This window comes from Pseudomonas oryzihabitans (assembly GCF_024652905.1).
Classification (GTDB): domain Bacteria; phylum Pseudomonadota; class Gammaproteobacteria; order Pseudomonadales; family Pseudomonadaceae; genus Chryseomonas; species Chryseomonas benzopyrenica.
In genome coordinates this window covers 3,322,043-3,334,825 of sequence record NZ_CP102428.1, presented here as the reverse complement: position 1 = coordinate 3,334,825, position 12,783 = coordinate 3,322,043, and the positions used below count along the sequence as shown (strand labels likewise).

The window sequence follows — 12,783 nt, the reverse complement described above, 5'->3', positions numbered from 1 at the left end:
TAGCCCGAAAGAGCGACTCGGCTCAGATCGGCGACGCCAGATCCAGGCGGCGGTCGTGATCGCGGCTCTCATGGCGGGGCGGAACCTGGAAGCTGTGGGTGACGTCTTCGCCCCTCACGCTTTCCAGCCGAATGTCGAAGCCCCAGAGCCGGTGCAGGTGCTTGAGCACCTCGTCCGTGGAGTTGCCCAGCGGCTTGCGGTCATGCTGGAAGTGGCGAAGGGTAAGGGAGCGATCGCCACGCCGGTCCACGTTCCAGATCTGCACATTGGGCTCGCGATTGCCCAGGTTGTATTGGGCGGCGAGTTGCTCACGGATCAGGCGATAACCGCCGTCGTCGTGGATGGCCGCCACCTCCAGTTCGTCGCGCTGGTCGTCATCGAGGATGCTGAACAGCTTGAGGTCGCGGATCACCTTGGGCGAGAGATACTGCAGGATGAAGCTTTCGTCCTTGAAGCTCTTCATGGCGAAGGTGACGGTGGCCAGCCAGTCGCTGCCGGCGATGTCAGGGAACCAGCGGCGGTCTTCCTCCGTGGGGTCCTCGCAGATGCGGCGGATGTCGCGGAACATGGCGAAGCCCAGGGTGTAGGGGTTGATGCCGCTGTAGTAGGGACTGTCGAAGCCCGGCTGGTAGATCACCCCGGCGTGGGATTGCAGGAATTCGAACATGAAGCCTTCGGTGACCAGGCCCTCGTCGTAGAGATCGTTGAGCAGGGTGTAGTGCCAGAAGGTGGCCCAACCCTCGTTCATCACCTGGGTCTGGCGCTGGGGATAGAAGTACTGGGCGATCTTGCGCACGATGCGGATCACCTCGCGCTGCCAGGGCTCCAGCAGCGGCGCGTGCTTTTCCACGAAATAGAGGATGTTTTCCTGGGGTTCGCTGGGGAAGCGCGCCCCTTCGTCATGGGCCTCCTTGCCGGCCATCTTGGGAATGGTCCGCCAGAGATCGTTGACCTGGCGCTGCAACTGCTCCTCGCGCTCCTTCTGCCGCTGGCGTTCCTCGGCGGCGGAAATGGGGTAGGGCCGCTTGTAGCGATCCACCCCGTAGTTCATCAGCGCATGGCAGGAATCCAGCAGTTCTTCCACGGCATCGATGCCATGGCGTTCCTCGCACTGGGTGATGTACTGCTTGGCGAACACCAGGTAGTCGATGATGGAGCTGGCATCGGTCCAGGTGCGGAACAGGTAGTTGCCCTTGAAGAAGCTGTTGTGGCCATAGCAGGCGTGGGCGATCACCAGCGCCTGCATGGTCATGGTGTTCTCTTCCATGAGGTAGGCGATGCAGGGATCAGAGTTGATCACGATCTCGTAGGCCAGGCCCATCTGGCCGCGGCTGTAGTGCTTCTCGGTATGCAGGAAGTGCTTGCCGTAGGACCAGTGGTTGTAGCCGATGGGCATGCCGACGGAGGCATAGGCATCCATCATCTGCTCGGCGGTGATCACCTCGATCTGGTTGGGATAGGTGTCCAGCGCATAGCGCTTGGCGATCCGGGCGATCTCCCGGTCGTAGGTCTGGATCAGCTCGAAGGTCCATTCCGAGCCGGTGGAGATGGGCTCACGTTTCATGACACGAGTCTCCGCTGGAACAGTTCGCGGAACACGGGATAGATATCCCCCGCCGAGACGATCTGCTGCTGCGAGAAGGAATCCGGGAAGCTGCCCCGGACGTTCTCGTATTCGTACCACAGCGCCTGGTGCTCGCGCGGGGTGATTTCCACATAGGTGTAGTACTGCATGAACGGCAGGATCTGCTTGGTCAGGATCTCCCGGCAGATGGGCGAGTCGTCGTTCCAGTTGTCGCCGTCGGAGGCCTGGGCGGCATAGAGATTCCATTCGTTGACCGGATAGCGCGCGGCCATGACCTCCTGCATCAGCTTGAGCGCGCTGGAGACGATGGTGCCGCCGGTTTCGCGGGAGTAGAAGAACTCTTCCTCGTCCACTTCCTTGGCGCTGGTGTGGTGGCGGATGAACACCACCTCGATGCGCTCGTAGTTCCGCTTGAGAAAGAGGTAGAGCAGGATGTAGAAACGCTTGGCGATGTCCTTGGTGGCCTGGGTCATGGAGCCGGAGACGTCCATCAGGCAGAACATCACCGCCTTGGAGCTGGGGCTGGGCTGTTTGGACAGCAGGTTGTACTTGAGGTCGAAGGTGTCGAGGAAGGGCACCTTGTCGATGCGCGCGCGCAGTCGCTCGATCTCGGCCTCCAGCGCCTGGATGTCGCCCAGGTTGTCGGGCTCCTCCACCCGCAGCCGCGCCAGCTCCGCTTTGGCTTCGCGCAGCTTGTTGCGACTGCCGCCGGAGAGGGCGATGCGCCGCGCATGGGAGGCGCGCAGGGTGCGGATGATGTTGATGCGGGCAGGATTGCCCTCGTTGCTGATGCCGGCACGGACCGTCTTGAAGGTGTCGGTGCCGGTCAGTTGCTTCTTGACCAAATTGGGTAGCTCCAGGTCCTCGAACATGAAGTCGAGAAATTCGTCCTGGGTGATCTGGAAGGCGAATTCGTCCATGCCTTCGCCGCTGTTGCTGGCCTTGCCCTGACCCTGGCCACCGCCGCCGCCCTGGGGCCGCGGGATGCGTTCGCCGCTGACGAATTCCTTGTTGCCCGGGTGGACGATGGTCTGGCGCCCGCCCTTGCCTTGGTACAGTGCGGGCTCGTCGATGTCGCGGGCAGGAATGCTGATCTGCTCGCCATGTTCCATGTCGGTGATGGAGCGCCGACTCACGGCTTCCTCGACCGCCTTCTTGATGTGCTCACGATAACGCCGCAGGAAACGCGTGCGGTTCACCGTGCTCTTGTTCTTGCCATTTAGACGCCGGTCGATGACATAGCTCATACAGGCCCTCCGGGCTATTGCAGGACGCCACGACGACGCGGCAGGCGCGTCGTCGCGGGTTCAGCCTCAGGCTGCCTTACTGCGACTTGCGTACCCGTGAATACCACTCGGACAGCAGTCGCACCTGCTTCTCGGTGTACCCGCGCTCCACCATGCGGGTCACGAAATCACTGTGCTTCTGCTGATCTTCCTTGCTGGCCTTGGCATTGAAGCTGATGACCGGCAGGAGCTCCTCGGTGTTGGAGAACATCTTCTTCTCGATCACCGCGCGCAGCTTCTCGTAGGACAGCCAGCTCGGATTCTTGCCGTTATTGTTGGCACGGGCGCGCAACACGAAGTTGACGATCTCGTTGCGGAAATCCTTCGGATTGCTGATGCCGGCCGGTTTCTCGATCTTCTCCAGTTCCTCGTTGAGAGAAGCGCGATTGAGAATCTCGCCGGTTTCCGGATCGCGGTATTCCTGATCCTGGATCCAGAAGTCTGCGTAGAGCACATAGCGGTCGAAGATGTTCTGGCCGTATTCGCTGTAGGACTCGAGGTAGGCGGTCTGGATCTCCTTGCCGATGAACTCCACGTAGCGTGGCGCCAGGTATTCCTTGATGAATCTCATGTAGCGCTCGCGGGTCTCGGCCGGGAACTGCTCGGCTTCGATCTGCTGCTCCAGCACATAGAGCAGGTGCACCGGGTTGGCCGCGATCTCGTTGGCGTCGAAGTTGAACACCCGCGAGAGGATCTTGAAAGCGAAGCGGGTCGAGAGGCCGTTCATGCCCTCGTCGACGCCGGCGCTGTCGCGGTATTCCTGGATCGACTTGGCCTTGGGATCGGTGTCCTTGAGGTTTTCGCCGTCGTAGACGCGCATCTTCGAGTAGATGTTGGAGTTTTCCGGTTCCTTGAGGCGCGAGAGCACCGAGAACTGGGCCAGCATCTTCAGGGTGTCCGGCGCGCAATGGGCGTTGGCCAGGGAGCTGTTGACCAAGAGCTTGTCGTAGATGTGGATCTCGTCGGAGACACGCAGGCAGTAGGGCACCTTGACGATGTAGATCCGGTCGATGAAGGCCTCGTTGTTCTTGTTGTTGCGGAAGGTGTGCCACTCGGATTCGTTGGAGTGGGCCAGGATGATGCCGCTGTAGGGCAGGGCGCCGAGGCCTTCGGTGCTGTTGTAGTTGCCTTCCTGGGTCGCGGTCAGCAAGGGGTGCAGGACCTTGATCGGGGCCTTGAACATCTCCACGAATTCCATCAGGCCCTGGTTGGCGCGGCACAGGGCGCCGGAATAGCTGTAGGCGTCCGCATCGTTCTGCGGGTATTCCTCCAGCTTGCGGATGTCCACCTTGCCCACCAGGGCGGAGATGTCCTGGTTGTTCTCGTCGCCCGGTTCGGTCTTAGCGATGGCGATCTGGTTAAGGATGGACGGGTAGAGCTTGACCACCTTGAACTTGCTGATGTCACCGCCGAATTCCTGTAGGCGCTTGGCCGCCCAGGGTGACATGATGCTGCGCAGGTAATGGCGAGGGATGCCGTAGTCCTCTTCGAGGATCTGGCCGTCTTCGTCGGGATTGAACAGCCCCAGCGGCGATTCGAACACCGGCGAGCCCTTGATGGCGTAGAAGGGGACCTTCTCGATCAGGTGCTTGAGTTTCTCTGCGAGAGAGGATTTGCCGCCACCCACCGGGCCGAGCAGATAGAGGATCTGCTTCTTCTCTTCCAGGCCCTGCGCCGCATGGCGGAAGTAGGACACGATCTGCTCGATGCAGTCTTCCATGCCGTGGAAGTCGGCAAAGGCCGGATAGCGGCGGATGACCTTGTTGGAAAAGATGCGGGACAGGCGTGAGTCGCTGGTGGTGTCCACCAGTTCGGGTTCGCCGATGGCCATGAGCATGCGCTCGGCGGCACTGGCAAAGGCGGTACGATCCTTCTTGCAGATCTCAAGGTATTCCTGAAGGGAATACTCTTCCTGGCGAGTCGCTTCAAAACGCCCCTGGAAGTGACTGAAAATGCTCATGACGTCTCCTCGCTGGATACCCTGGACCAGCTTGGAATCGATGCCTGGAGCCTTGCCTTGCTGCCGATGGGGAGCGGTCATGCCGGGCGACGAAAGATAACGTCTCTAATACCTTCGCGGTCGTCTTGCCTAATCGATCCTTACACGCTTGCAGAGAAGGGTTGGGTTTCGAGAGACGCACGAAGGAGACCGATGGAAACGGTCCCCCTGGAATTCCCCCGAATCTCCAGTGGTTACACCGATGGTCCAAAGCCGGTTATCGAGCCCGCCGTTTCCGGAGGGCCTGATTCCAGAATAGTCCTATCTGCGAGATGTGGAAGAGCCAATTCGGTTTATTCTTGTAACCACAGCGTCAAGCCGCTGTGTTAAACGCCCGCGCCGCTTTCGGTCTGCTCGGGATAGAGGGTGCGCCAGTTTTCGAAGCCGCCGTCGACACTGTAGACCTGGCTGAAGCCCTGGCCGGCGAGAAAGGCCGCTGCGCTTTGGCTGGAATGGCCGTGGTAGCAGAACACCAGCAGCGGCGCGTCGAGATCGGCGGCGGCGATGAAGTCATGGATGTTCTGGTTGTCGATCCGCTGGGCGCCGGCGACGTGCAGGGTGGCGTAGCTGTGCGGATCGCGGATGTCGACGATCCGGGCGCCCTCACTGCGCAGTTCCAGGGCCCGTTCGGGGGAGATACAGGTGAATTCGCTCATTTCTTCTCCTTGCAACTGCAGAGATGACGGCGGTTGCCGTCGACGTCGAGCAGGGTCATGTCGCCGCCCCAGACGCAGCCGCTGTCGAGGGCCTCGACATTGGGCGCTGCGCAGCGACCCTTGAGCGCGGCCCAGTGGCCGAACAGGATGCGCACGTCGCGGGTCAGCCGATGCTCGTGGCTGAACCAGGGGGCGAAGCCGGCCGGCGCACTGTCCAGGCCTTCCTTGCTCTTGAATTCCAGCCGACCTTCCGGACTGCAGAATCTCATGCGCGTCAGGTAGTTGGTGATCAGGCGCAGGCGCTCCTGGCCCTGGAGATCATCTTGCCAGAGCGCCGGCTCATTGCCATACATCTGCTCGAGAAAGGGCACATGGGCCTGGTCATCGCGCAGCACGGCCTCCACTTCGCCGGCCAGGCTCTTGGCCTGGGTCAGCGTCCATTGCGGTGGCAGGCCAGCGTGGACCAGCACGCAGTTGCGTTCGGCATCGTGCTGGATCAGCGGCAGGTGGCGCAGCCAGCTCAGCAGTTCGTCGCGATCGGGAGCGGCGAGGATGTCGCTCAGGGTGTCCTGCTTTTTCAGTCTGGCGCCGCCAAGGGCCACCGCCAGCAGGTGCAGGTCGTGGTTGCCCAGGACGCTGACCACCGAATCGCGTATCGCGTACAGGTATCTCAGGGTTTCCAACGACTGAGGTCCGCGGTTGACCAGATCACCTACCAGCCAGAGGCGGTCCTGCGCGGGATCGAAGCGGACCTCGTCGAGGAGGCATTTGAGCGGGTCGAGGCAACCTTGCAAGTCACCAACGGCGTACAGCGTCATCGGCAGTCCTAGTGTAGCGAGCCCGGTACGGCCAGGCGGAAGGTGGGGATGGCGGCGTCGAAGAGGTGGCCATCGCTGGCGACCATCTGGTAACTGCCCCTCATACTGCCGACCTGGGTCGGCATCAGGGTGCCGCTGGAATAGCTGTGGGTCGCGCCCGGGGCGATCAGCGGCTGCTCGCCCACCACGCCCGGCCCACGCACTTCCTGCACCTCGCCATTGCCGTCGGTGATGATCCAGTGGCGGCTGAGCAGTTGCGCCGGCAGCTGGCCGTCATTGCGGATGCTCACATCGTAGGCGAAGGCGTAGCGCTCCTGGCTGGCGCTGGATTGTTCGGGCAGGTAGCGGGTGGTGACCTGCACGGTGATGAGGTAGCGCGGATCGGGCTCGGTCACGAAAGGATTCTCTGCGGATACGGGTGGAAAGGCTTCAGCTGGACGCCAACTGGTTGGCCAGGCGCACATAGGCGGCCAGGTCCAGCTGCTCGGGGCGTAGCCCGGGATCGACGTCGGCGGCTTCGATGGCGGCGCTGTCCAGGGTGCCCTTGAGGGTGTTCCTGAGGGTCTTGCGGCGCTGGCCGAAGGCCTCGCGGACGACGCGTTCGAGCAGGACCGGGTCACGGGCCACGTGGGGGCGCTCGGTATGGGGCACCAGGCGGACGATGGCCGAATCCACCTTAGGTGGTGGATTGAAGGCACCCGGACCGACGTTGAACAGGTGCTCCACGCGGCAGTGATACTGCACCATGATCGACAGCCGGCCCCAGTCGCCATTGCCCGGCACCGCCGCCAGACGTTCCACCACTTCCTTCTGCAGCATGAAGTGCATATCGGCGATGATGTCGGCGAAACTGAGCAGGTGGAAGATCAGCGGCGTGGAGATGTTGTAGGGCAGGTTGCCCACCACCCGCAGTCGATCGCCCGCGGCGATGCTAGAGAGGTCGTATTTCATGGCGTCACCCTGGTGCAGGGTGAACAGCGGATTGAGGCCGAACTTGAGTCTGAGCAGGGGAATCAGGTCCTGGTCCAGCTCGATGACATCGAGCCGGGCGCCGCTGCCGAGCAGCCCTTCGGTGAGGGCGCCCTGGCCCGGGCCGATCTCCAGCAGTCGCTCGCCGGGTCGCCCGTGGATGGCGCGAAGGATGCGATGGATCACCCCGGCGTCGTGCAGGAAGTTCTGGCCGAACCTCTTGCGGGCGCGGTGTTGGTAAAGCTCGGTCATCAGGTGCTCCGGCGCAGGCAGCGGGCCTGCGATTTCAAGACGGCAAAGACCCACCAGTTTAGCAGACCCTTGACCGTCACTGGAGCGCTCAGGTCACCGAACGGCGATGGGCCGCCATGCTGTAGGCGGTCTCCAGGGCGACCTTCAGACTGCCGGTATCGATGCGTCCGCTGCCGGCCAGGTCGAGGGCGGTGCCGTGGTCGACCGAGGTACGGATGATCGGCAGACCCAGAGTCACGTTGACCGCGGCGCCGAAGCCCTTGTGCTTGAGCACCGGCAGGCCCTGGTCGTGGTACATGGCCAGGACCGCGTCGCAGTGCTGGAGGTGCTTGGGGGTGAAGAGGGTGTCGGCGGGCAGCGGCCCGACCAGGTCGAGGCCTTCGGCGCGCAGGCTGTCCAGCGCCGGCTCGATGATCTCGAGCTCTTCGCGGCCCAGGTGACCGCCCTCGCCGGCATGGGGATTGAGGCCACAGACCAGGATCCGCGGCCGGGCGACGCCGAAATAGCGCTGCAGATCGCCGTGCAGGATGCGGGTCACGTTCAGCAGCGTCTGGCGATCGATGGCATCTGCCACCTCGCGCAGCGGCAGGTGGGTGGTGACCAGGGCCACCCTCAGGCCGGCGGTCGCCAGCAGCATCACCACCTGGGGGGTGTCGGTCAGCTCGGCGAGGAATTCGGTGTGGCCGGAAAAGGCCACGCCGCCGTCATTGATCACGCCCTTGTGCACCGGCGCGGTGATCATCCCGGCGAAGATGCCGTCGAGACAGCCCTGGCCGGCGCGGGTCAGGGTCTCCAGGACGTAGGCGGCATTGGCGGTATCCAGCTGCCCGGTCACCACCGGCGCGCCCAGCGGAGTGTCCCAGACATAGAGGGCACCAGCCGGCGCCGGGCGGTCGGGCCAGGCCGTGGGGTCTACCGCGATGAGGTCGATGGCGAGCCCCAGTTCCACCGCGCGGGCGGCCAGCAGGTCGCGGCTGGCGATGGCGATCAGGGCGTGGGGCTGGGCAACGCGCGCCAGCAGCAGGCAGAGGTCGGGACCGATACCGGCGGGTTCACCGGGGGTCAGGGCGAAGCGCAGGGCCATGGCGGGCTCCGGAAACAAGAAGGCCGCAGGGGATGCCTGCGGCCTTGGGGTTACTGCTTGATCTCGACGTAGGCTTCGTCGCGGATCTGGCGCAACCAGGTCTGCAGCTCCTGGTCGTACTTGCGATTGCGCAGGAGATTCAAGGCCTGCTGCTCGCGCGCCTGCTGGGTGTTGTCGGTGGCCCGACGGCCCAGGACTTCCAGGATGTGCCAGCCGAACGGCGTGTGGAACGGCTGCGACAGCTGGTTGACCGGCGAGCTGTTCATCACTTCGCGGAATTCCGGCACCAGGGATTCCGGATTGATCCAGCCCAGGTCGCCACCGTTGAGCGCCGAGCCCGGATCTTCCGAGAAGCTCTTGGCCAGGGTGGCGAAGCTCTCGCCATTCTGGATGCGCTCGCGCAGGCGCGCGGCCAGCCGCTGGGTCTCGGCGTCGCTGCGTACGGCATTGGGCTTGAGCAGGATGTGCCGGACATGCACCTCGTCGACGATGCTGGCCTCGCCACCACGCTTCTCTTCCACCTTGAGGATCACGAAGCCACCGGGCACGCGCACGGGCTGGGTGATGCCGCCGACGCCGACGCTGCCGATCAGGCGGTCGAAGGGCGGGGGCAGCTGGGCGGCCTTGCGCCAGCCGATCTCGCCACCGTCGAGGGCGTTGTCGCCGGCCGAGCGGGCGATGGCCAACTGGTTGAAGTCGGCGCCCTGACGCAGCTGGTTGTAGGTGTCCTGGGCCTGGCGTGCGGCGGCGTCGAGACCGGCGGTGCCGGCATTGTCCGCCACCGGGATCAGGATGTTGGCCAGCCGATACTCTTCGGACAGCTGCAGCTTGCCCAGGTCCGAGGCGAGGAAGTTCTGCACCTCCTGCTGGGTGACCTGCACGCGCTGACCGACCTGGCGCTGGCGCACCCGGCTGATCATCATCTCGCGGCGGACCTGCTCCCGAGCGGCATCGTAGGAGAGGCCGTCGCGGGCCAGGGCCTGGCGGAATTCGGCCACGCTCAGGCCATTGCGCTGGGCGATGGTGGCGACGGCCTGGTTGAGCTCCTCGTCGGAGATCTTCACGCCCATGCGGCCGGCCAGCTGCATCTGGATGTCTTCCAGGATCAGCCGTTCGAGTACCTGCTGACGCAGTTCGCTTTCCGGCGGCGCCGAGGCGCCCCGGCGGGTGATGTTCTGCTTGACCTCGTTGAGGCGTTGATCGAGCTGGCTCTGCATGACCACGTCGTTGTCGACGATGGCCACGACCTTGTCCAGCGGAACCACGGCAGCCTGAGCCAGAGGGGAGAGAGCGAGCGCCGCGCCCAGGGCGAGCGGGCGCAGGGCGTTACATAGCTTGGTCTTCACGTTCACGATAGCCTTGAATGCCTCTGTCCAGGAAGCCTTCGGTCTTGCCGCCGAAGACGTTGCCGAGTCCCTTGAGCACGATCTGCAGGAAGATCCCGCGATCGGCTTCGGAGCTCTGGGCGGTGTAGAAGACGTCGTCTTCGCTCTTGAGCCAGTAGCGGCTGATCAGGCGCAGCTTCCAGCAGCAGTTGTCGTACTCGAAGCCACCGAAGGCTTCCAGGGTACGGCTCTTGTTGTAGTCGAACTGCCAGCGGGCGATGGCGGACCACTGGGGCACGATCGGCCAGATGAAGGAGATGTCGTGCTGGTCGACCTTGTAGTCGTCGCTGTTGTAGGTGAAGCGGCCGAAGTTTGGATCGAACACCCGGACGTTGTCACGATAGCGGTAGCCGACGTTGAGGATCTTGCCCGGCTCGGCTTCCGGCTGATAGTGGAACATGACGCTGCCGGAGTCGGTCTGGTGCAGGGTCGGATCCCAGTTGAATTCGCCGTTCACGCGCCAGTCGCGGTTGAAGCGATACATGCCGGCCAGGGCATAGGGCGAGCGCGAGGTGGTGGCCTGGGGATTGTCGATGTTCTGCCCCAGGCTGCGGGCGTAGGCCAGGTCGTCCTTGGTCAGGCCGGGCAGCTGCACTTCACGATCACGGAAGTAGAACAGCTGACCGAAGCTCACGTTGGCGCGCTCGAAGCCATTGGGCTCGATGAAGCGGCTGGTGGCACCCAGGGCCAGCTGATTGGCATCGCCGATGCGGTCGCGACCAGTGAAGCGGTTGTCGCGCCACAGCGAGCTGTAGCTGAAGGTGTATTCGCCAGTATCGAACACCGGCAGATCGTCCTGGTCGCGATTGGGTACATAGAGGTACTTGGCGCGGGGTTCGAAGGTCTGCTTGCCACCTTCGCCGAACAGATTCGAGGTGCGGTCGAAATAGAGGCCGCTGTCGAGGCTGAATATCGGCACCGAGCGGGTCGGGCTGTCATTGAAGCTGGTCACGCTGGAACCCGCCGAGGCGCGACGACTACCGCCGACCAGCGGCGAGTTCAGGTCGTTCTGGCCGGTGCTGTCCAGGTCCAGGTCGTAGCGGGTGTAGGCATAGCGCAGCGACGGCGTCAGGAAGCCCCAGGACGCGGTCATCGGGCGGGCGATGCCCGGCTCGACGTGGTAGCGATTGCCTTCGGCGCGGGTCAGGCCGAAGAGGTTGACATCGGGACGGTTGCGCACGTTGGTGCGATTGCCGTTGTCGTCCAGGTCGAAGTAGGTGTTGTCGTCGAAGCTGCGGGTGAAGCGCACCGCCTCGGTGTCGTAGGTGAAGTCCAGACCGCCCGGGTTGTAGGGCAGGGCACCGCTCAGGGTCAGCTGCGGCAGGCGGTTGTAGGGCGTCACGTCGGAGACGGTAGCCAGCTGGTAGGCCTGGGCGTTGAGGCCGGCGACGAAGGTGTCGCCACGGTAGGTCAGGCGACCCTGCTGATTGACGTAGGTCGGCTTGTTGATGCCGAGGTCGGTGTCCAGGTCCTGGAAGTAATAGGGATCGCTGATGCGGGTGTAGTCCACCTCGGCCATCAGGCGCGAATCCAGGCCGCTGCGGTTCTTCCAGCCGTACAGCCAGCGGCTGTCGGTGGCTTCCGGTTCGCCTTCGTGCTCCGGATCGGTGTCCTTGAGGTAGGAGCCGTAGACCTCGCCTTCGCTGCTGCGGGTCAGGTAGCGGAAGTCGCCCTCGGTCTGCAGGCCGTGCTTGGCCATGTAGCGCGGATAGAGGGTGGCGTCGTAATTGGGCGCCAGGTTGAAGTAGTAGGGCGTGGTGATCGCGAAGCCGGTGTCGCTGGAGGTGCTGATCGAAGGCGCCAGGAAACCGGACTGGCGACGGTCGTCGATCGGGAAGTAGATGAAGGGCGTATAGAGGACCGGAATGTCCTTGACCCGCAGCGTGGCGTTGGTCGCGTAGCCCAGGCCGGTGGCTGGGTTCAGGGTGACGGTGTTGCCCTTGACCTGCCAGGCGTTGCTGCCCGGTTCGCAGGTGGTGTAGGTGCCATCCTTGAGGCGGATGATGGCGTCGTCGCCGCGTTTGGCATAGAGCGCGCTGCCGCGGGCACGGCTCTGGTGCATGACGAATTCGGCGTTGTCGACCTGGACCTGGCCGTTGTCCAGCTGCAGATCGGCCTTGTCACCGACCATCAACAGGCCGTTGTCGCGGAATTTGACGTTGCCCTTGAGTTCGCCGCGATTTTCCAGCTGGTGCAGGTTGGCTTCCTGGGATTCCACCTGCATGCCGCCCTGGCGCAGCACCACGTCACCGGCCAGGGTGGCGACCTGCTGCTCCTGCTCGTAGCGCGAGGCCTTGGCGGAAACGTAGGTCGGGGCCTTGGCGGTCGGGGTGTCGTCGTACATGCCCGGGCGCTGCGGCTCGACATAGGCGCCGCTGCAGTAGGGACCGGTCTCGGCCAACTGGGCCGGGGTCAGTTGCTCGCGCGGGACCCAGTCCAGGTGGCTGTAGTCGGCGCTGCGGGACTTGAGGGCACGACCCTTGCTCTCGGTGACCAGCACGGCGGCGTCGCCCTGGCGCGCGGCCGGCTCGGCGGCGATGCCCTGGGTTTCGCCCTTGCTGGGCCGGGGCGGGATGGCGGCGGCGGGTGCCTGGGTGTTGCACGACCAGCCACCGCCGGCTCCGGCGCTACAGCTGAACTGCTCGGCGGGGGCGGCGATAAGGGCGGTGACGGGCTGCATGGCGAGCAGGCTGCCGGTTACCAAGAGGGGAAATTTTCTGCGAAACGCGGGGGTTTTCACGGCCATCCT

The 12,783-nt window shown here is 63.9% G+C and carries 10 protein-coding genes; all 10 read right to left on the bottom strand.

The features are described 5' to 3' along the window. Positions 1 to 22 precede the first annotated feature (22 nt). Entirely contained in the window at positions 23 to 1,564 is a 1,542-nt protein-coding gene (locus NRG74_RS15410) for a SpoVR family protein (RefSeq protein WP_064306809.1), read from the bottom strand. After that, positions 1,561 to 2,832, bottom strand: coding sequence for a YeaH/YhbH family protein (locus NRG74_RS15405; protein WP_007159743.1), 1,272 nt, complete (start codon positions 2,830 to 2,832; stop codon positions 1,561 to 1,563). Before NRG74_RS15405 ends, NRG74_RS15410 begins: the two co-directional genes overlap by 4 nt. 76 nt (positions 2,833 to 2,908) lie before the next feature. Beyond that, the gene (locus NRG74_RS15400) at positions 2,909 to 4,831 is read right to left on the bottom strand and encodes a PrkA family serine protein kinase (RefSeq protein ID WP_064306876.1); all 1,923 of its coding nucleotides are present in this window, start codon (positions 4,829 to 4,831) and stop codon (positions 2,909 to 2,911) included. Between the two features lie 365 nt (positions 4,832 to 5,196). Continuing rightward, positions 5,197 to 5,526 (bottom strand): thiosulfate sulfurtransferase GlpE, encoded by a 330-nt coding sequence (glpE, locus tag NRG74_RS15395; RefSeq protein ID WP_017640351.1) that lies wholly within the window; start codon positions 5,524 to 5,526, stop codon positions 5,197 to 5,199. Next, a complete protein-coding gene (locus NRG74_RS15390) occupies positions 5,523 to 6,344 on the bottom strand; it encodes a symmetrical bis(5'-nucleosyl)-tetraphosphatase (RefSeq protein WP_064306808.1) in 822 nt (273 codons plus the stop codon). Before NRG74_RS15390 ends, glpE begins: the two co-directional genes overlap by 4 nt. 8 nt (positions 6,345 to 6,352) lie before the next feature. Further along, positions 6,353 to 6,739, bottom strand: a complete 387-nt coding sequence (gene apaG, locus NRG74_RS15385; RefSeq protein ID WP_093254953.1) for a Co2+/Mg2+ efflux protein ApaG — start codon at positions 6,737 to 6,739, stop codon at positions 6,353 to 6,355. A 34-nt stretch (positions 6,740 to 6,773) separates the two neighbouring features. Then, positions 6,774 to 7,565, bottom strand: coding sequence for a 16S rRNA (adenine(1518)-N(6)/adenine(1519)-N(6))-dimethyltransferase RsmA (gene rsmA / locus NRG74_RS15380; RefSeq protein WP_017640354.1), 792 nt, complete (start codon positions 7,563 to 7,565; stop codon positions 6,774 to 6,776). A gap of 88 nt (positions 7,566 to 7,653) precedes the next feature. Then, positions 7,654 to 8,649: a 4-hydroxythreonine-4-phosphate dehydrogenase PdxA gene (gene pdxA, locus NRG74_RS15375; protein ID WP_257704704.1), complete on the bottom strand. Its 996-nt coding sequence runs from the start codon at positions 8,647 to 8,649 to the stop codon at positions 7,654 to 7,656. A 50-nt stretch (positions 8,650 to 8,699) separates the two neighbouring features. After that, entirely contained in the window at positions 8,700 to 9,995 is a 1,296-nt protein-coding gene (locus tag NRG74_RS15370; RefSeq protein ID WP_017640356.1) for a peptidylprolyl isomerase, read from the bottom strand. Beyond that, entirely contained in the window at positions 9,976 to 12,780 is a 2,805-nt protein-coding gene (locus NRG74_RS15365; protein ID WP_093254944.1) for an LPS-assembly protein LptD, read from the bottom strand. The genes NRG74_RS15370 and NRG74_RS15365 overlap by 20 nt, the downstream gene beginning before the upstream one ends. Between the last annotated feature and the right edge of the window lie 3 nt (positions 12,781 to 12,783).